This is a genomic window from Mycobacterium sp. KBS0706 (assembly GCF_005938675.2).
GTDB lineage: Bacteria > Pseudomonadota > Alphaproteobacteria > DSM-16000 > Inquilinaceae > Inquilinus.
In genome coordinates, this window is the sequence record NZ_VCCH02000001.1 from 53,801 (window position 1) to 72,259 (window position 18,459).

General features: G+C 69.6%; 15 protein-coding genes. 8 read left to right on the top strand and 7 right to left on the bottom strand.

Annotation, left to right across the window (positions count from 1 at the left end; genetic code table 11):
• Positions 1-193: 193 nt before the first annotated feature.
• From FFK22_RS00250 to FFK22_RS00260, 3 genes are read left to right on the top strand one after another with little or no spacing between them, the layout of a single operon-like run.
• Positions 194-1,342, top strand: a complete 1,149-nt coding sequence (locus tag FFK22_RS00250; protein WP_306770054.1) for an arabinose transporter — start codon at positions 194-196, stop codon at positions 1,340-1,342.
• On the top strand, positions 1,339-2,094 hold the full coding sequence (locus FFK22_RS00255; RefSeq protein WP_138889998.1) for a carboxymuconolactone decarboxylase family protein: 756 nt from the start codon (positions 1,339-1,341) through the stop codon (positions 2,092-2,094). Before FFK22_RS00250 ends, FFK22_RS00255 begins: the two co-directional genes overlap by 4 nt.
• A 5-nt stretch (positions 2,095-2,099) precedes the next feature.
• Positions 2,100-2,480, top strand: coding sequence for a putative quinol monooxygenase (locus FFK22_RS00260; RefSeq protein WP_186002230.1), 381 nt, complete (start codon positions 2,100-2,102; stop codon positions 2,478-2,480).
• Between the two features lie 16 nt (positions 2,481-2,496).
• On the opposite strand, the gene FFK22_RS00265 is transcribed toward FFK22_RS00260, so the two are convergent.
• Positions 2,497-3,390: a LysR family transcriptional regulator gene (locus FFK22_RS00265; RefSeq protein WP_138889999.1), complete on the bottom strand. Its 894-nt coding sequence runs from the start codon at positions 3,388-3,390 to the stop codon at positions 2,497-2,499.
• A 103-nt stretch (positions 3,391-3,493) separates the two neighbouring features.
• On the opposite strand from FFK22_RS00265, the gene FFK22_RS00270 reads away from it, so the two are divergent.
• The 4 genes from FFK22_RS00270 (at position 3,494) to FFK22_RS00285 (ending at position 7,042) form a co-directional block, all read left to right on the top strand.
• Positions 3,494-3,904: a DUF2255 family protein gene (locus tag FFK22_RS00270; RefSeq protein WP_306770055.1), complete on the top strand. Its 411-nt coding sequence runs from the start codon at positions 3,494-3,496 to the stop codon at positions 3,902-3,904.
• 26 nt (positions 3,905-3,930) lie between these two features.
• Positions 3,931-4,677: an SDR family oxidoreductase gene (locus tag FFK22_RS00275; protein ID WP_138890000.1), complete on the top strand. Its 747-nt coding sequence runs from the start codon at positions 3,931-3,933 to the stop codon at positions 4,675-4,677.
• Between the two features lie 154 nt (positions 4,678-4,831).
• A complete protein-coding gene (locus FFK22_RS00280) occupies positions 4,832-5,974 on the top strand; it encodes a lactonase family protein (RefSeq protein WP_138890001.1) in 1,143 nt (380 codons plus the stop codon).
• A 378-nt stretch (positions 5,975-6,352) separates the two neighbouring features.
• Positions 6,353-7,042, top strand: coding sequence for a DUF1326 domain-containing protein (locus FFK22_RS00285; protein WP_138890002.1), 690 nt, complete (start codon positions 6,353-6,355; stop codon positions 7,040-7,042).
• An 81-nt stretch (positions 7,043-7,123) separates the two neighbouring features.
• Here FFK22_RS00285 and FFK22_RS00290 read toward each other — a convergent pair whose 3' ends face one another.
• From FFK22_RS00290 to FFK22_RS00300, 3 genes are all read right to left on the bottom strand, one after another.
• A complete protein-coding gene (locus FFK22_RS00290; RefSeq protein WP_138890003.1) occupies positions 7,124-10,396 on the bottom strand; it encodes an efflux RND transporter permease subunit in 3,273 nt (1,090 codons plus the stop codon).
• Positions 10,393-13,506 carry an MdtB/MuxB family multidrug efflux RND transporter permease subunit gene (locus FFK22_RS00295; protein WP_138890004.1) on the bottom strand — a complete coding sequence of 1,038 codons (3,114 nt, stop codon included), beginning with the start codon at positions 13,504-13,506 and terminating at the stop codon, positions 10,393-10,395. Before FFK22_RS00295 ends, FFK22_RS00290 begins: the two co-directional genes overlap by 4 nt.
• A gap of 274 nt (positions 13,507-13,780) precedes the next feature.
• Complete coding sequence (locus tag FFK22_RS00300; protein ID WP_138887709.1) at positions 13,781-15,112, bottom strand: MdtA/MuxA family multidrug efflux RND transporter periplasmic adaptor subunit; 1,332 nt, start codon at positions 15,110-15,112, stop codon at positions 13,781-13,783.
• 173 nt (positions 15,113-15,285) lie between these two features.
• On the opposite strand from FFK22_RS00300, the gene FFK22_RS00305 reads away from it, so the two are divergent.
• Positions 15,286-16,593, top strand: coding sequence for a hypothetical protein (locus FFK22_RS00305; protein WP_138887708.1), 1,308 nt, complete (start codon positions 15,286-15,288; stop codon positions 16,591-16,593).
• A 13-nt stretch (positions 16,594-16,606) separates the two neighbouring features.
• On the opposite strand, the gene FFK22_RS00310 is transcribed toward FFK22_RS00305, so the two are convergent.
• Genes FFK22_RS00310 through FFK22_RS00320 form a run of 3 tightly spaced genes read right to left on the bottom strand, consistent with a single transcriptional unit; the run spans position 16,607 to position 18,380 of the window.
• The gene (locus FFK22_RS00310) at positions 16,607-17,194 is read right to left on the bottom strand and encodes a hypothetical protein (RefSeq protein ID WP_138887707.1); all 588 of its coding nucleotides are present in this window, start codon (positions 17,192-17,194) and stop codon (positions 16,607-16,609) included.
• Positions 17,191-17,778 (bottom strand): DUF4352 domain-containing protein, encoded by a 588-nt coding sequence (locus FFK22_RS00315; protein ID WP_138887706.1) that lies wholly within the window; start codon positions 17,776-17,778, stop codon positions 17,191-17,193. The genes FFK22_RS00310 and FFK22_RS00315 overlap by 4 nt, the downstream gene beginning before the upstream one ends.
• Positions 17,775-18,380: a hypothetical protein gene (locus tag FFK22_RS00320; protein ID WP_138887705.1), complete on the bottom strand. Its 606-nt coding sequence runs from the start codon at positions 18,378-18,380 to the stop codon at positions 17,775-17,777. The genes FFK22_RS00315 and FFK22_RS00320 overlap by 4 nt, the downstream gene beginning before the upstream one ends.
• Between the last annotated feature and the right edge of the window lie 79 nt (positions 18,381-18,459).

Here is an 18,459-nt window from a genome sequence, read left to right on the forward strand (position 1 = left end):
GGTCGAGGCTCCGGTCCAACATTCATAAGCCCAACCGATAAGTTCATGCGCATTGCGCCGGCTAATCACATGCCGCGGCGGCGCCTATAACCAGCGCATGCTCACCAGCCCCACCACAGACGCGACGAGCGCGAGGCTTCGCCCCGCCGCCAGCGCGGCCCACGACCGCCCGATCACGACGCTGTTGCCGATCATGGCCGTCGTCCTGATCGCCTTCCTGGTCATCGGTCTGGCGCTGCCCGTGCTGCCGCTGCATGTGCATCAGGGGCTCGGCCTCGGGACCTTCGTGGTCGGCCTCGTCGCCGGCAGCCAGTTCGCGGCGGCGCTGCTGTCGCGGGTGTGGTCGGGCCGCTATGCCGATGGCCGGGGAGCCAAGCGCGCGGTCGTCGCCGGCCTGCTGGCCGCGGCGGCGGCGGGGCTGCTGTACCTGCTGTCGCTGCGCTTCATCGGCGCGCCCTGGGTCTCCGCCGCCATCCTGCTGCTCGGCCGGGGGCTGCTCGGCGCCGCCGAGAGCTTCATCATCACCGGCGCGGTCAGCTGGGGGCTGGCGCTCGCCGGCCCGGAGCGGGCGGGACGGGTCATCGCCTGGATCGGCATGGCGATGTTCGTCGCCCTCGCGGTCGGGGCGCCGCTCGGCACCGCCCTCTACGCCGCCGGCGGCTTCGCCGCCGTCGCGGCCGCGACGGTACTGGTGCCGCTGGGGACGATCCTGCTTGCCGCCCCGCTGCCGTCCGTGCCGCCGCCGGGCGGCGCCCGCCCTTCCCTGCTCACCGTGGCCCGCGCCGTCTGGATGCCGGGGCTCGGCTCGGCGCTCAGCAGCATCGGCTTCGGCGCCATCATCGCCTTCGGCGCGCTGCTGTCCGCGGACCGCGGCTGGAGCCCGGTCTGGCTGATGTTCAGCGCCTTCGCGGCCGCCCTGGTCGCGGCCCGCCTGTTGTTCGGCCACCTGCCCGACCGGCTTGGCGGAGCCAGGGTGGCGCTGGCCTGCGTGCTGGTCGAAGCGGCCGGGCTGGCGCTGATCTGGCTGGCGCCGGGCCTTGCGGCGGCGACGGCTGGGGCCGCGCTGGCCGGCTTCGGCTATGCGCTGGTCTATCCCGGGCTCGGCGTCGAGGCCGTCCGCCGCGCCCCGCCGCAGAGCCGCGGCCTGGCGATGGGGGCCTACACGTCCTGCCTCGACGTGGCGCTCGGCTTCGGCAGCCCGGCGCTGGGGCTGGTCGCCGGCTGGGCCGGGCTGGGCTCGGTGTTCCTCGCCGGCGCGCTGGCGGTGCTCTGCGCCGCGGCCGTCGCCCTGCGCCTGGCCCGCGCGGCCCCGCAGGCCACCAACGACAGGATCTCCGGATGAAGTCCCTCGCCACCGCCTTTGCCGCCTTGGGCCTGATGGCCGCTCCGGCGGTGCAGGCCGACCCTTCGAAGGAGACTCTGCGCATGGTCGCCCCCGCCCTGGAGAGATACACGCAGGACACGCTTCTGGACGGCGTCTGGAAGCGTCCGGGCCTGTCGGCGCGGGACCGCAGCATCGTCACCCTGGCCGCGCTGATCGCGCGCAACCAGACCATCGAGCTGCCGTTCTATCTCGGCTTGGCGCTCGACAGCGGCGTGCAACCCCGCGAGATCTCCGAGATCATCACCCATCTCGCCTTCTATTCCGGCTGGGGCAACGCGATGGCGGCCGCGGCTGCCGCCAGGGATATCTTCGCCGCGCGCGGGATCGGCAGCGACCAGCTGCCCGCCGCCTCGCCCGCCCTCCTGCCGCTCGACGAGGCGGCCGAGGCGCAGCGCGCCACGCGGGTCGGGGAGCAGTTCGGAACGGTGGCCTCGGGCGTCGTGCAGTACACCACGGATGTCCTGTTCCGCGACCTGTGGCTGCGCCCCGACCTGGCGCCGCGCGACCGCAGCCTGGTCACGGTCAGCGCCCTGGTCGCCGCCGGCCAGGTCGCCCAGATGCCCTATCACCTCAACCGCGCCATGGACAACGGCCTGACCCAGCCGCAGGCCGCCGAGGTGCTGACGCAGCTGGCCTTCTATGCCGGCTGGCCGAACGTCTTCTCGGCGCTGCCGGTGGCGAAGGATGTGTTCGAGAAGCGCCCCAGGTAGCGCACATGAACGCCAAGACGGTTCTCGCCGCATCGCTGCTGGCGCTCAGCAGCAGCGCTTCCGCCGACCCGATGCAGGGCCCTTATATCCGCCTGGCGGAGCTCGAGATCGACCCTGCCCGGCTGGAGGAATTCAGTGCCGCGATCAGGGACGGGATCGAGACCGCAATCCGCGTCGAGCCCGGAGTCCTGGCGCTGCATGCCGTGTTCGAGAAGGACGACCCTGCCCGGGTCAGGGTGTTCGAGATCTACACCGACGAGGGCGCCTACCGGACGCATCTGCAGACGCCCCATTTTCTGAGATTCAGAACCACCACCGAGACCATGATCCGGTCCCGCCGGCTGCTCGACGCCGTGCCGATCATGCTCGGCGCAAAATCGAAGTGAGGGGATCCCGGCGGCGTCAGCCCCGATGGCGCAGCGCGTCGACCAGCAGGGCGAAAGCGGCGGAGGATTGGCGCCGGCTCGGGTAGTACAGGCGATAGCCCGACCAGGGCACGCACCAGTCCTCGAGCACCTGCTGCAGCCGGCCCTTGGCGAGGTGGGGCCGCGCCAGATCCTCCGGCACATAGGCCAGGCCGAAGCCGGCCAGGGCGGCATCGAGGACCTCGAAGATGCCGTTGAAGACCAGTTGCCCCTCGACCCGCACCTTGACCTCGCGGCCGTCGCGCTCGAACTCCCAGGCATAGAGTCCGCCATAGGTCGGCAGGCGCAGATTGATGCAGCTGTGCCCGACCAGGTCCTGCGGCGTCTGCGGCGGCGGCCGCCCGGCGAGGTAGGATTTCGCCCCGACCACGGCGAAGCGGATATCGGGCCCGATGCGCACCGCGATCATGTCCCGGGCCACCTGCTCGCCCAGGCGCACGCCGGCGTCGTAGCGCTCCGCCACGATGTCGGTCAGCCCGTAGTCGATGGCGAGCTCGACCTTGATATCGGGATAGCGCGGCAGGAACCGCTCCAGCTTCGGCCAGAGGATCGACCGGATCGCATGGTCGCCGGCCGTGATCCGGATGGTGCCGGCGGGCTTGCCCCGCAGCTCGCTGACCGCGGCCAGCTCGGCCTCGATCTCCTCCAGCCGCGGCGCCACGGTGCCCAGCAGCCGCTCGCCCGCCTCGGTCAGCGAGACGCTGCGCGTCGTGCGGGTCAGGAGCCGGATGCCGAGCCGGGTCTCGAGCTGGCGGATGGTCTGGCTCAGCGCCGATTGCGAGACGGCCAGCTTCGCCGCCGCCTTGGTGAAGCTCCGCTCCCGCGCCACGGCGACGAGGGCGGTGAGGTCGTCCAGGCTGCCGCGCTGCATTCATCGACACCGCTTATAGGTTCATGCGGATTATAGCGCCTAATCCCGCAAAAGCGGCGTCCCCAGATTTCGGCTCTCGACACCAGCCGCCGGGGACGACGCAATGATCACACGCAGGCACAGTCTCGCCGCCATGACATGGCCGATCGACGAGTTGCGCCGGATCGCGACCGCCGACGACCTGCACATCGCGCCCTTCCGCGAGGACGGGGCCACCTATGGCACCCCGACCTGGATCTGGTCCGTCGCGGTCGGCGACGACCTGTATGTCCGCGCCTACAACGGGACGGCGTCGCGCTGGCACAAGGCGGCGATGCACCAGAAGGCCGGGCGGATCACCGCCGCCGGCCTGACCCGGGACGTTGCCTTCGCGCCGGTCGACGGGCCGGTCCAGGACCGCATCGACGACGCCTACCGGGCGAAATACGGCAGCAGCCCCTATCTCGCCGCGATGATCGGCGCCCGCGCCCGCGCCGCCACCGTCAGGATCGTGCCGCGCGGACCCGCCGCCTGAACGCCCCCCGCAAAGGAAAGACCATCATGAGCAGCAATATCGACGGCAAGGTCGTCGTCATCACCGGCGCCAGCAGCGGCCTGGGCGAGGCGACGGCCCGGCTTCTCTCCGAACAGGGCGCCAGCGTCGTGCTGGGCGCCCGGCGCGCCGACCGGCTGAAGGCACTGGCGGACGAGCTGAGCTGGCGCGGCGGCAAGGCCCTCGCGGTCGTGACGGATGTCGCCGACCGGGCGCAGGTCCAGGCCCTGGTCGACGTGGCGGTCCAGGCCCATGACCGGGTCGACGTGATGATCAACAATGCCGGGCTGATGCCGCAGGCGCCGCTGGAGCGGCTGACGGTCGACGACTGGGACCGGATGATCGACGTCAACCTCAAGGGCGTGCTGTACGGCATCGCCGCGGCGCTGCCGCAGATGCAGCGGCAGAAGGCCGGGCACATCATCAACGTCTCCTCGGTGGCCGGCCACAGGGTGGGGCCCGGCTTCGCGGTCTATGCCGCCACCAAGCACGCGGTGCGCGCTTTGTCCGAGGGGCTGCGCCAGGAGGTGAAGCCCTACAACATCCGCACCACGGTGATCTCGCCAGGCGCGGTGGCGACCGAGCTGCCGGGCAGCGTCACCGACCTGGACGCGGCGCAGAGGATCCGCGCCTTCTACGACAAGGTCGCGATCCCCGCCGACTCCTTCGCCCGCACCGTGGCCTTCGCCATCGGCCAGCCGGACGAGGTCGACATCAACGAGATCCTGTTCCGGCCGACCGCACAGGAGCTGTAAGGCCGGGGCCTGCCGGCGCATCCGGATCGTTCGATGCGCAAACCGCATCGAACGATACCCGTTTCGGCTTGGACGGCGGGGCCGAGGCCGTAAGACCCTGCCGAGGGGGGAAGATAGAGGCACCGAGGTGCCCGTCGCCTTTCAGGGAGGGATCATGCACAGTGCGTTGCGGGTGCTGGCAGGAGTGTTCGTCATGGCGTCATCGCTCACCGCTTCCGGCGCGGCGCCGGCGGCGGCGAAGACCTTCGTCTACGTCTCCAATGCGGATGACGGCGACATCGACGGCTATGCCCTCGACCAGACGACCGGCGCGCTGACGCCGCTCGGCAAGACCCAGGCCGGGCCGAAGGTGATGCCGATGACGCTGAGCCCGGACAAGCGGCATCTCTATGCCGTGATCCGGTCGGAGCCCTTTACGGTCCTGACCTATGCCATCGACCCCGCCAGCGGCGCACTGCGGCAGGAGGCGACCGCGCCGCTGCCCGACAGCATGGCCTATGCCTCGACCGACGCCACCGGCCGCGTCCTGTTCACCGCCTCCTATGGCGGCGACAAGGTGGCGGTGAGCCCGATCGAGGCGGACGGGCTGGTGAAGGCGGAGGCGAGCCAGGTGATCCCGACCGGCAAGAACGCCCATGCGATCCGCGCCGACCGTTCCAACCGCTTCGTCTACGCCACCAATCTCGGCAGCGACCAGATCGTCCAGTTCCGGTTCGACGCCGCGACCGGCAAGCTGACGCCGAACGATCCTCCCGTGGTGAAGGTGGCGGCCGGCAACGGCCCGCGCCACCCGGTGCTGTCGCCGGACGACAAGACGCTCTATGTGCTGTGCGAGCTGTCCGGCAACATCCTCCATTTCGCGGTCGACCCGGACAAGGGCACCCTGACCCTGCTCGACAGCACCGGCACGGTGCCGGCGGAGGCCGGCCTGGTGCCCGGCCTGCCGCCTGGGGCGCCGGCCGCCACCGACGGCAAGGCAAGGATCTGGGCCGCGGACCTCCAGGCCACACCCGATGGCCGGTTCCTCTACGCCACCGAGCGCACGACCAGCCGGATCGCTCTGCTCTCGGTCGACCCCGCCACCGGGAAGCCCGCCTATGTCGCCAACTATCCGACGGAGACTCAGCCGCGCGGCATCCGGATCGATGCCAGCGGAACCTGGCTCGTCGCGTCGGGCGAGAAGTCGGACCGGCTGGCGGTCTACCGGATCGACCAGGCGAGTGGCGCCCTGACGCCGCTGGGCCGGTATCCGGTGGGCCGCGACGCCAACTGGGTCGAGATCGTTGAGTTGCCGTAGTGTCAGGCCGCCCGGCATGAGAGCCGCCGCCGCGGGCTGGAGGCGGCGGAGCCGACCGCAAAAGGCGGAAAAGAGGTCGTCAAACGCAGATGTGCCAACGCCCGGAACGTGCGATAATCGGAAGTCTGGGCATCCAGGTTGAAGTCACATGTCAACCCCAGCCGACCTCTCGCTTCTTCCGCATCCAAAGGTGAAGCTCGTCCCGTGAGCAAAGCGGGCGTGGAGCGTCGGCTCGCCGCCATTCTGGCCGCAGACGGAGTCGGTTAGAGCCGGCGTTTTCGAGAGGATGGGGCAACCGCGATGGCGGCATAGAGGGGCTCATCGTGAAGAGCCAGCTCTTAAATAGACAAACGTGACGAGCCAGGGAGGATCGCAGGGATGGTTGATCAATGGCTATTCAAGAGCGAGACTTACGATAATTGCAGTTGCGCCATGAACTGTGGTTGCCAGTTCAACCTGCCGAGCACCCATGGCTATTGTCAGTCGGCTTTTGTCGGCAACATTGTTGAAGGTCACTTCGACGATACGCCGATCGCAGGCCTGAACTGGGCGGCGCTGTACAAGTGGCCCGGCGAAATCAAGGACGGAAACGGCCAGCGCCAGATCGTCATCGACGAGTGTGCGGATGATGCTCAACGGATCGCGCTTGAAACGATCATCTCAGGCGAGGCCTGTGAACCATTGAGCAATCTTTTCTCCGTATTCGCGTCCACATGCTCGGATTTTTGCGAGACATTGTTCCTGCCGATTCATCTTGAAGCGGACTTGGAACTCAGAACCGCCAGAGTAGAGATACCCGGCGTCATGCGGAGCAGCGGCAGGCCGATGATCAACGAGTTTAATGGTCAACCGTTCCACATTGCGTTGGCGCGTCCGAGTGGCAGTTTCGAGTTTACCTACGCAGAGATCGAGCTAGGTACGACCTCGGTCACGGGGGATATGGAGATGGCGTTCGAAGACTCGTGGGCGCATTTCTGTGTTCACCACTTCAATCAGCATGGCTTGGTCCGAGAAAGATCGAGGCTCACCGCATGGCTCGAGCGCATGAGTCCGCGTTCTCGAGAATGACGGCAAAGGCCCCGGATCGCCCGTTCGGCCGCGCTCCTGGAATTTCCGCATCGAGCCGCGAGCGGTTAATTGTCCTACCCCCTACTCTGCCGCCCCCGGTGCGGGGCCGGCCAGGCGGGGGAAGGCCCGGGACCAGCGATCGCGCATCCACAGCCGGAAGCGGTCGAGCACCAGATACAGCACCGGGGTGGTGTAGAGCGTCAGCACCTGGCTGACCACGAGCCCGCCGACGATGGCGATGCCCAGCGGTTGGCGCAGCTCGCTGCCGCTGCCGAAGCCGACCGCCAGCGGCACCGCCCCGAAGATCGCCGCCATCGTCGTCATCAGGATCGGCCGGAAGCGCAGCAGGCTGGCCTGCAGGATCGCCTCGCGCGGGGCCAGGCCGCGGCTGCGCTCCGCCTCCAGCGCGAAGTCGATCATCATGATCGCGTTCTTCTTGACGATGCCGATCAAGAGGATGACGCCGATCATCGCGATCAGGCTGAACTCGGTGTCGAACAGCATCAGCGCCAGCACCGCCCCCACCCCCGCCGAGGGCAGGGTCGACAGGATCGTGATCGGGTGGATCGTGCTCTCATAGAGGATGCCGAGCACGATGTAGACCGCGGCCAGCGCCGCCAGGATCAGGATCGGTTCGTCGCTCAGCGAGCTCTGGAACACCTGGGCGGTGCCCTGGAAGCTGCCATGGATGGTGGCCGGCACGTGCAGCGCGACCATCGCCTGCTGCACCGCCGCCGCGGCGTCGCTGAGGGACTTGCCCGGCGCCAGGTTGAACGAGATGGTGGTCGCCGCGAACAGGCCCTGGTGGTTTACCGACAGCGGCGTGTTGCCCGGCCCGACATGGCTGATCGCCGACAGCGGCACCATCGTCTCCTGCGCCGTGCTGACCGCGGCGCCGCTGGAGGTGCCCTTGCGGCCGGCATTGGCCAGCGCGTTGGTGGCGGCATTGGCGGCGGATTGCGCGGCCTGGCTGGCGGCGCCGGTGCCGATGGTGCGGGCCACCGCATTGGTGTTGGCGGTACCGCTGGCGCTGCCGCCCGAAGTGCTGATGTAGAGGTCCTTCAGCGTCTCCGGGCTCTGCCAATACTGCGGCGCCACCTCCATCACCACGTGGTACTGGTTGATGGCGCTGTAGATGGTCGAGACCTGGCGCTGGCCGAAGGCGTCGTAGAGGGTGTTGTCGATCTGCTGCGGCGTGATGCCGAGGCGCGCCGCGGTGTCGCGGTCGATGACGATGTCGGTCTCGATGCCCTTCTGCTGCTGGTCGGAGTTGACGTCGGCCAGCACCGGGTCGGCCTGCAGCGCCTGGGTCAGCTTCGGCCCCCATTCCTGCAGCTCCTGCGAGGAGTCTGACTGCAGCGTGTACTGGTAGGCGGCGTTGCTCTGCCGCCCGCCGGCGCGGATGTCCTGGGCCGAGACCAGGAACAGCTGGCCGCCCGGCACCACCGCCAGCCTGCCGCGCAGCCGGGCGATGACGTCGTCGTCGCTGACTCCGCGCTCCGACAGCGGCTTCAGCGTGACGAAGACCTGGCCGGTGTTGGTCTGCGACCGGCCGCCGCCCCCGCCGCCGGTGAAGCCGACCACGCTCTCCACCGCCGGATCGGCGCGGACGATGTCCATCAGCTGCGCCAGCTTCTGCTGCATCGCCTGGAACGAGATGCTCTGATCGGCGACGATGCCGCCGATCAGCCGGCCGGTACTCTGCTCCGGGAAGAAGCCCTTCGGGATGATCGCGAACAGCGCGATGTTGAGGCAGACCACGCCGAACAGCACCAGGATGACGAAGCCGCTGTGGCGCAGCGCCCAGCCCAGCGTCCGCTCATAGACCCCCATCACCCGGGCCAGGGGCCCGGGCCCGCTTTCGGGCCGGCGCGGCCGGCGGCGCAGCAGCAGGGCGCACAGCATCGGCGTGGTGGTCAGCGAGATCGCCATCGACACGGCGATGGCGATCGACAGGGTCAGGGCGAACTCCCGGAAGATGCGGCCGACCAGCCCGCCCATCAGCAGGATCGGAATGAACACCGCGACCAGCGAGAGGCTGATCGACAGCACGGTGAAGCCAACCTCGCGCGCGCCGCGCAGCGCCGCCTGGCGCCGCGGCATGCCGGCTTCGACATGGCGGGAGATGTTCTCCAGCACCACGATGGCGTCGTCGACGACGAAGCCGGTGGCGATGGTCAGCGCCATCAGCGACAGGTTGTCCAAGCTGTAGCCGACCAGGTACATGGCGCCGAAGGTGCCGATGATCGAGACCGGCACCGCCACCGCCGGGATGATCGCGGCCCGCGGGTCGCGCAGGAAGGCGAACACCACCAGCATCACCAGCGCGACCGAGATCAGCAGGGTCATCTGGGTGTCGTTGAGCGAGGCGCGGATGGTCCCGGTGCGGTCGGCGGCCGGGGTGATGTCGATGTCCCGGGGCATGGCGGCGCGCAGATGCAGCAGCTCGGCCTTCACCCGGTCGACCGTGTCGATGATGTTGGCCCCCGGCTCGCGGAACAGCAGCACCAGCACCGCCGGCTTGCCGTCGGCCAGGCCGGCATTGCGCAGATCCTCGACCGAATCCTGGACGTCGGCGATATCCTGCAGCCGCACCGTGGCGCCGTTGCGGGCGGCGATCACCAGCGGCTTGTAGTCCGCGGCCTGGCTGGCCTGATCGTTGCTGTAGATCTGGAAGTGCCGGCCCGCCTCCTCGATCGACCCCTTCGGGCTGTTGGCGTTGGCCGCCGCCAGCGCAGCGCGCACATCCTCGAGCCCGATGCCGTATTGCGCCAGCGCCTGGGGGTTCAGCTCGACCCGCACCGCCGGCAGGGCGGCGCCGCCCAGGGTGACCTGGCCGATGCCCTCGATCTGCGACAGCCGCTGCTCCAGCACATTGCTGGCGGCGTCGTAGATCTGGCCGCGGGTCAGGGTCTTCGAGGTCAGCGCCAGGATCAGCACCGGCGCGTCGGACGGGTTGACCTTGCGGTAGGTCGGGTTGCTACGCAGCGCCGCCGGCAGGTCGGCCCGGGCCGCGTTGATCGCCGCCTGCACGTCGCGCGCGGCGCCGTCGATGTCGCGGTCCAGGCCGAATTGCAGGGTGATGCTGGCCTGGCCGACCGAGCTGCGCGAGGTCATCTGGGTGACGTCGGCGATGGCGCCGAGATGCCGCTCCAGCGGGCTCGCCACCGTGGCCGCCACCGTCTCCGGGCTCGCGCCCGGCAGCGAGGCGGAGACCGAGATGGTCGGGAAGTCGACCTGCGGCAGCGGCGACACCGGCAGCTTCAGATAGGCGAAGAAGCCGGCCAGGACGATGCCGAGGGTCAGCAGCGTCGTCGCCACCGGCCGGGCGATGAAGGGGGCGGAGAGGTTCACGCCCCCTCCTCCGCGCTGAAGCGCGAGCGCGGACGGCGGCCGGTGAGGCGCTCGGCCAGCCGGTCGAAGGCCAGGTAGATCACTGGCGTGGTGAACAGGGTCAGCAACTGGCTGACGACCAGCCCGCCGACGATGGCGACGCCGAGTGGCCGGCGCAGCTCCGACCCCATGCCGGTGCCGAGCATCAGCGGCAGGGCGCCCAAGAGGGCCGCCATGGTGGTCATCAGGATCGGCCGGAACCGCAGCAGGCAGGCCTGGAAGATTGCCTCGCGCGGCGGCTTGCCCTCCTCGCGCTCGGCCTGCAGCGCGAAGTCGATCATCATGATCGCGTTCTTCTTGACGATGCCGATCAGCAGGATGATGCCGATGATCCCGATCACATCCAGCCCGTCCCCCGCCGCCATCAGCGCCATGAGCGCGCCGAGCCCGGCTGACGGCAGGGTGGACAGGATCGTGATCGGGTGGATGAAGCTCTCGTAAAGCACGCCCAGCACGATGTACATGGTCGCGATGGCCGCGAGGATCAGCAGCGCCTCGTTGGCCAGCGACGACTGGAAGGCGGCGGCGGAGCCCTGGAAGGCGGTGACGAAGCTGTCGGGCAGGCCGACCTCCTGCTCCGCCTTCCCGATCGCGTCGACCGCGGCGCCGAGCGACGATCCCGGCGCCAGGTTGAAGGAGATCAGCGTCGCCGGGAACTGGCCGAGATGGGTGATCTGCAGCGGCCCGGCCCGCTGCTCGACCTTGACGATGGCCGACAGCGGCACCTGGCCGGCCGAGGACAGCGACGACGGCAGGTACAGCGCCTTCAGCCCGTCCAGCGACTGCTGCAGCGACGGCGCGGCCTCCAGGATCACCCGGTACTGGTTGGCCTGGGTGTAGATGGTCGAGACGATGCGCTGGCCGAAGGCGTCGTAGAGGGCGTTGTCGACCGTGGCCGGGGTGATGCCGAAGCGGGCGGCGGTGGCGCGGTCGATCACCAGGTCGACGGCGAGGCCCTGCTGCTCGTAGTCGCTGGCGACGTCGGCGATCTCCGGCACCTGCTGCAGCCGCTGCATCAGCTTCGGCACCCAGTCCTGGAACTGGCCGAGATCGGCGTTCTGCAGCACGAACTGGTACTGGGTGCGGCTGACGGTGGAATCGATCGTCAGATCCTGCACCGGCTGCATGTAGAGGGTGATGCCGGGCACGCCGGCGGTCTCGCGGCGCAGCCGGTCGATGATCTCACCGGCTGTGGCTTTGCGCTGGCCGAGCGGCTTCAGGCTGATCAGGAAGCGGCCGCTGTTCAGCGTGGTGTTGGTGCCGTCGACGCCGATGAAGGAGCTGAGGCCTTCGACGTCCGGGTCCTTCAGGATGGCCTCGGCAAGGGCCGACTGGTGCGTCGCCATCTCGGCATAGGAGACGGTCTGTGCCGCCTCGGAGATCCCCTGGATCATCCCGGTGTCCTGCTCCGGGAAGAAGCCCTTGGGGATGACGACATAGAGCGCGACGGTCAGCGCCAGCGTCGCCACCGCGACCAGCAGCGTCAGGGGCTGGTGGTCCAGCACCCAGCCCAACGCCCGTCCGTACTGGGCGATGATCCAGTCGAAGGCGCGCTCGGCGCCGCGGTCGAAGCGGCCGCGCTCGGCCTGCGGCCGGTGCCGCAGCAGCCTGGCGCACAGCATCGGCACCAGAGTCAGCGACACCACCGCCGAGATCACGATGGTGACGGCCAGGGTGACCGCGAATTCGTGGAACAGGCGGCCCACCACCTCGCCCATGAACAGGAGCGGGATCAGCACCGCGATCAGCGACACGGTCAGCGAGATGATGGTGAAGCCGATCTGCTCGGCCCCTTTCAGCGCCGCCTGCATGGGCGGCTCCCCTTCCTCGACGAAGCGGGCGATGTTCTCGATCATCACGATCGCATCGTCGACGACGAAGCCGGTGGCGATGGTCAGCGCCATCAGCGACAGGTTGTCGAGGCTGAAGCCCAGCAGATACATCGCCGCCAGGGTGCCGACCAGCGACAGCGGCACCGACAGGCTGGGGATGATGGTGGCGGCGGCCGTGCGCAGGAACAGGAAGATCACCATCACCACCAGCGCCACCGCCAGCATCAGCTCGAAGCCGACATCGGCGACCGAGGCGCGGATGGTGACGGTGCGGTCGCTGAGCACCGCGACCTCGGCCGCCGCCGGCAGGGCGGTCTCGAGCTGCGGCAGGATCGCCTTGATGCCGTCGACCACCGCGATGACGTTGGCGCCGGGCTGGCGCTGGATATTGACGATGATCGCGGGGGTGGTGTCTGCCCAGGCGGCGAGCTTGCCGTTCTCGGGCCCGCTGATCACGGTGGCGACGTCGGACAGGCGGATCGGGGCGCCGTTGCGGTAGGCGACGACCACGTCATTGTAGTCCTGCGCCTGGGTGATCTGGTCGTTGGCGTTGATCGTCGACGAACGGGTCGGCCCGTCGAAATTGCCCTTCGGCGTGTTGACGTTGACGTTGCCCAGCGTGGTGCGGATGTCGTCGATGGCCAGGCCGTACGCCGCCAGCGCCTGCGGGTTGACCTGGATGCGCACCGCCGGCCGGGCGCCGCCGCTGAGGCTGACCAGGCCGACGCCGGGCTGCTGCGAGATCTTCTGCGCCAGCCTTGTGTCGACCAGGTTCTGCAACTCGGTCAGCGGGATCGTCTTCGAGGTGACGGCCAGCGACAGGATCGGCGCATCGGCCGGGTTGATCTTGGCGTAGATCGGCGGCGCCGGCAGGTCGCCCGGCAGCAGGTTGCCGGCGGCGTTGATCGCGGCCTGCACCTCCTGCTCCGCCACGTCGAGGCTGAGGTCGAGGTTGAACTGCAGAGTGACGACCGAGGCGCCGGCCGAGCTGGCCGAGGTCATCTGGTTCAGCCCCGGCATCTGGCCGAACTGCTTCTCCAAGGGCGCGGTGACGGAAGAGGTCATCACCTCCGGGCTGGCCCCCGGATAGAAGGTCTGCACCTGGATGGTCGGGTAGTCGACCTCCGGCAGGGCCGACAGCGGCAGGAAGCGGTAGGCCACGGCGCCGACCAGCAGGATCGCCGCCATCAGCAGCGAGGTGCCGACCGGCCGCAGGATGAACGGACGGGACGGATTCATCGCCGGCCTCCGGCGGGGTGGGAGGATGGCCTACGAAGCTTATAGAGTCCCCCCTCCCCTTGCGGGAGGGGGCTAGGGGGAGGGGGTTCTCTCAGCCGGGCTCGGCCTGGACCGAGACTGAGCCATCTGCTCGCCTCTTGCACCCCTTGCCCATTCGCGCGCGGACGCGCGCAGACCCCTCCCCCTACCCCCCTCCCGCAAGGGGAGGGGGGACAAGGAAGGAGCGGGCGTCCAACGGTCGTACCCGTTGGAGCGCCCCACAACGCGAGCGCGCTCATGGGTTCGCCGCGGGCTGCTGGGTCTGGTTGTCGCGGCGGCGGTGCCGGCCCTGGCCGCCGCCCTCGCCCGTGCCCTGGCGATGGCGCTGGCCGCCTGCCTGCCCATCTGCCGCGGCGGCGGGAGCGCCCTGCGCCGCCGCGCCGTCCTGGCCGGCGACCGTGACATGGGCGCCGTCGCGCAGGCGGTCGGTGCCGTCGACCACCACCCGGTCACCGGGCTGCAACCCATCCGTGACCGCGACCATGCCGCCATCCGAGGCGCCGGTCTTGATCGGCCGGACCGCCACGGTGCCGTCGGCGCCGACCAGGTAGACGAAGGCGCCCGGTGCACCGTGCTGGACCGCGGCGGTCGGGACGGTAATGACGTCCTGCTGCGTCTCGACCAACAACCGGGCGTTGACGAACTGGTTCGGGAACAGCGTCTCGTCGGCATTGTCGAAGCCGGCGCGCAGCTTCACCGTGCCGGTGGTGGTGTCGATCTGGTTGTCGAGGGTCGACAGCGTGCCGGTGGCGATCTGGGTGGTGCCGGAGCGGTCGAAGGCGATCACCGGCAGGCTGGCGCCGGCATGCAGCCGGGCCTGGATCTGCGGCAGGTCGTCCTCCGGCAGCGAGAACACCACCGAGATCGGGTGCAGCTGGGTGACGATGACCAGCGCGTCCCCGACCTGGACATAGTTGCCGGGGTCTACCTGGCGCAGCCCGACCCGGCCATCGACCGGCGAGACGATATGGGCATAAGCGAGGTTCAGCTTCTGGGCGTCGATCTGCGCCTGGTCGGACTGGATCGTGCCCTGGTCCTGCTGCACCAGGAAGGCCTGGTCGTCGACCTGCTGCCGCGAGATAGCGTTCTGCTTCACCATCTGCTGGTCGCGGGCCAGGTCGCTCTGCGCCTGGTCCAGTGCGGCCTGGTCCTTGGCGAGCTGGCCCTGGTCCTGCTCCAGCGCCACCTGGTAGGGGCGCGGGTCGATCTGGGCCAGGAAGTCGCCCTTCTTGACCATCTGGCCCTCCTGGAAGCCGACCTCGGTCAGCTGGCCGGCGACCTGCGGCTTGACGGTGACGGTGGCGAGCGGGGTGACGGTGCCGAGCGCATCGAGGGTGACGCGGATGTCGCCCTTGCCGACGGTGACGACGCCGACCGGCTGCGCCGGGCCGGCGAAGCGGCCTCCCCGGGCCGGGGCCGGCGTGCCGGGCGTGGTGACGACATGCCAGGTGGCGACCGCGATCAGCGCGGCAGCCACGAGGCCGAGGGTCCCCCACACCAGCCGCCCGCGGCGCGGCCTGTCCTTCTGCTCGACCGGCCGCTGTCGGTCCTCGACGCGAGCATCCATGGATCCGTCACCTTGAGTCTGCGTCCGGCGGTCCCCCCTCGCCCGTGCTACACGACCGGACGGTCCAGGTTCCGTCGGTCGACGGATCGAATGGGGCACAAAGACGCAGGTCGCGCGTTACTCTGCCCGTCGGGATGGTGTGGGGCCGCGCCGCGAGCGTGGGTGGGGAACGGATGTATCGCGAGCTGCTGGCACCGCTGGTGCTGACCGGAAAGCTGTGGTGGCGGTTCTGGCCGCAGCTGACGCTGCTGGTGCTGATCGGCATCCTGCTGAACGACCAGCTGCTATGGGCTTCGGTGCAGGCAGGCTATGCCGACCGACTGCTGGGCCTCAGCACGCTGACGTTGGTGGTGCTGACCAAGCTGATCGTCACCGTGACGATGTTCCTGGTGATGCGCCCGGCGCTGCCGGCCCTCGCGGCGGCACATGCGGCGGCGCTGGGCAACGGAGCGACGGCCGCCGACCGGCGGATCCGCTTTCCCCGCCTGTCTTCGCTCGCGGCGGCGCTGACCATCACGCTGCTGCCCTTCTTCGCCTACTACGCGGGCTGGGGCCTGCTCAGCAACACCGTGCGCGAATACTCGATGCTGTACCTGCACCTCGCCGCCTTCGGCGGCAGCGGCAACCCGCTCGACGTCGCCACCTCCTCCGTCGTGATCATCTCGGTCCTCGTTACCTGGCTGCTGCGCCGCCTGTTCAAGACGATGCACAAGCGGACAGGGGCGCCGGTCTGGCGGATCCTGATCATCGTCTGCGAGACGAACTGGGCCTTCATCGGCCTTTACGTCCTGTCGCAATGGAAGGACGAAGCCTGGGCGTGGGTCGAAAGCACGCCCGTGTGGGACGCGCTGCGCCGGTTGTGGGAGGCGATCATCCCCTCCGCCCGGGCTGCCTATGCCGCCATGGCCCCGGTCGAGCAGGCGCCGCCCGCCGCCTCGGACGTCCTCACCAGCCTATTCTACTACGCCATCCTGCCGGTGGTCTGGCTGATGATGGCGGCGGTGATCTACGGCCACGACATCGCCGCCGATCCGGGCTGGATGCGGCACCGGAGGCTGGAGCGGGTCGGCAGCCGCTACAGCGCGCTGCCCCGCGCGCTGCGGGACTTCATCGACCATTTCGTCAGCGGCTATCGCAGCCGCTACCTGCCGATCGCCAACAGCGTGCGGCTGACGCTCGGCTCCGGCCTGCTGCTGATCCTGATGCTGATCGTGGCCTGGCGAGCGATCGGCTGGGCCGCGATCTGGGCCCGGCTCGGAATCTCACATCTGATCGGGCCGCACGATGTCGATCTGTGGGTCGTCATCAACCAGGTTCCCGCGCTGCTGTTCGGCAGTGTGGTGGCCGGCACCCAACCCGGTCTGCTGCCGGAGACGCTGCGCTTCTGCCTGGTCGCCGCCGTGCTGGAGACGGCCTTCGCCCTGTCGCAGACGAAGGAGCCGCCGGCGGCACAGGCCGAGGTGGAGGCGCCGGCGTCCTAGCCGGCCACGAGGCCTAGGGCCCGCGGCGGAAGCGCAGGTACCATGGCCGCTCGGCGGCCACGCTGACGGTCGGCTCCAACGCGCCGGCCTGCGCCTTCGGCACCGCGAAGCTCTCCTCGATCGCCAGGACCTCGCCCGGTTGGTGCGGCTCCAGTGTCGCCCCGCCGCAGCTCTTCACCGTGTCGCTCGACGCCGGCAGGCCGCCGAAGCCCATCGAGCGCCAGCGCCGTCCGTCGGCATCGATCAGGGAGATCCTGCAGGGCAGCCAGAGCTCGCCTGTCCAGCCCTCACGGATCGTCACGCGGAAGCGGACCCGGATCGGCAGGGCCGAGGCCGGCATTCCCATCCGCCCCGCCCGCTCCGGCACGGCCTGGATCTCTTCCAGCTGCCAGTCGGCGCCGCCGTAGCGCGCCGCCTCGCCCGGGGCGACGGCAGACCCGAACCATTCTCGCCCATGCGCCAAGTCGCCGAGATCCTCATAGCCGGTCAGGATCAGGGTCGCGGGGATCGCAACGAGCAGGGCCCACAGGCTGCGCCGGCGCCAGCGGCGCTCGTCGCCGCCGGCGTGGAGCAGGTCATCGCCGACCGCAGGCTGGGTCATGGTTCGCCCAGTCCCAGCGGCGGGCGAGCCAGATCGAGTGTGTCGCGGATCTGCAGCGCCCGGCCGTCGCCACGGTCGAGGCTGATCCGGAGCAGGGAATCGAAGCGCGGGAATTGTGCCTGCGAGACACGCAGGGTGGCGCCCTGCATCTGGTCGGCCGGGATCTCGAAGACGAACCGGCCGCGGACCGGCGTGCCCGGCTGCAGCGTCTGGCCGGGGAACAGTGCCCGGGCGCCGCTCAGGCGGTCGCTCGTGGAATAGCGGGTGCCGGTCGGCCCTTCCCATTCGGCGCCGGCGACCGTGACCGTCGCGTCCCGCGCCGCCAGGGTGGCGGTGACGATGGCCCAGACCCCGCCGGTGTCCCGCTGCTTCTCGAAGCCGGGCGAGCCGAACTGCAGCCGCCGGGCGAATTCGACTCGGTCGACGCGCACCGTGAAGCTCCGCGCCGTCACCGTCTCGCCGCTGACGCCGGAGACCGGGATCGGGCCGGTCAGCGTGTCGTAGCTGGGCGTCGATCGCTGCATCGCGATCAGCAGCATCGCGGCGACGACCATGGCTGCGAGTTGGGCGAGCCGCCGGATCATGACGGGTCCGGCGCCGGGGTGGCTGCTGCGACCGGCAGGGTCAGGGTGCCGACCTCATGCGGGGCGTACCAGCCGGAATCACCCTGGAGGTTGTTCTGCGCCTTGTAGACCTCGGCATAGATGGAGACCGGCAGCATGTCTGGCACCGGCGTGTCGGCCGGCATCTCCCACGCGATCGCCACACGCTCCGGCAGGTCGGGATGCAGGTTGAAGAGGATGGCGCGGTCGCGCTCCAGATAGCCGATCGGCCGGTCCGCAACCTTCGCCAGCGCCGGATCGAGCCGGAACGGATCGGCATAGTCGTTGCGGCTGCTGCCGGTGCGGTTGGTCATGTCGAGCTCGATGGTCAGCACCTTGCGCCCGGGCTTGGCGGGGCGGCCGTCCGGCGTGGCCTGGCCGACCGAGGCGCCGATCGCCACGAACCGCCACTGCCCCGCCTCGATCGGAACACCCGGGGCGAAGCGGGGCAGTTCCTGCTTCGGCAGCATGCCGGCGACGGCGATCAGCCCCGCCACCCCGGCGGCCAGGAAGCCGCCGGCGCCCGTGGTCAGCCAGACCACGGTCCTGCTCTTCAATCCGCCGAAGCTTTGTCCGAGCGACATGCCGATGCGCCGAAGGCGCTCCCCCACCCACAGGACCGATCGAACGCATGAGGGCAGGATTTGGTTCCGTGTCTGAGAG

Excerpts from the sequence above, each read along its gene's own strand:
- FFK22_RS00250 (WP_306770054.1), top strand. The coding sequence starts at position 194 with ATGGCCGTCGTCCTGATCGCCTTCCTGGTCATCGGTCTGGCGCTGCCC.
- FFK22_RS00255 (WP_138889998.1), top strand. The coding sequence starts at position 1,339 with ATGAAGTCCCTCGCCACCGCCTTTGCCGCCTTGGGCCTGATGGCCGCT.
- FFK22_RS00260 (WP_186002230.1), top strand. The coding sequence starts at position 2,100 with ATGAACGCCAAGACGGTTCTCGCCGCATCGCTGCTGGCGCTCAGCAGC.
- FFK22_RS00265 (WP_138889999.1), bottom strand. The coding sequence starts at position 3,390 with ATGCAGCGCGGCAGCCTGGACGACCTCACCGCCCTCGTCGCCGTGGCG.
- FFK22_RS00270 (WP_306770055.1), top strand. The coding sequence starts at position 3,494 with ATGATCACACGCAGGCACAGTCTCGCCGCCATGACATGGCCGATCGAC.
- FFK22_RS00275 (WP_138890000.1), top strand. The coding sequence starts at position 3,931 with ATGAGCAGCAATATCGACGGCAAGGTCGTCGTCATCACCGGCGCCAGC.
- FFK22_RS00280 (WP_138890001.1), top strand. The coding sequence starts at position 4,832 with ATGCACAGTGCGTTGCGGGTGCTGGCAGGAGTGTTCGTCATGGCGTCA.
- FFK22_RS00285 (WP_138890002.1), top strand. The coding sequence starts at position 6,353 with ATGGTTGATCAATGGCTATTCAAGAGCGAGACTTACGATAATTGCAGT.
- FFK22_RS00295 (WP_138890004.1), bottom strand. The coding sequence starts at position 13,506 with ATGAATCCGTCCCGTCCGTTCATCCTGCGGCCGGTCGGCACCTCGCTG.
- FFK22_RS00300 (WP_138887709.1), bottom strand. The coding sequence starts at position 15,112 with ATGGATGCTCGCGTCGAGGACCGACAGCGGCCGGTCGAGCAGAAGGAC.
- FFK22_RS00305 (WP_138887708.1), top strand. The coding sequence starts at position 15,286 with ATGTATCGCGAGCTGCTGGCACCGCTGGTGCTGACCGGAAAGCTGTGG.
- FFK22_RS00310 (WP_138887707.1), bottom strand. The coding sequence starts at position 17,194 with ATGACCCAGCCTGCGGTCGGCGATGACCTGCTCCACGCCGGCGGCGAC.
- FFK22_RS00315 (WP_138887706.1), bottom strand. The coding sequence starts at position 17,778 with ATGATCCGGCGGCTCGCCCAACTCGCAGCCATGGTCGTCGCCGCGATG.
- FFK22_RS00320 (WP_138887705.1), bottom strand. The coding sequence starts at position 18,380 with ATGTCGCTCGGACAAAGCTTCGGCGGATTGAAGAGCAGGACCGTGGTC.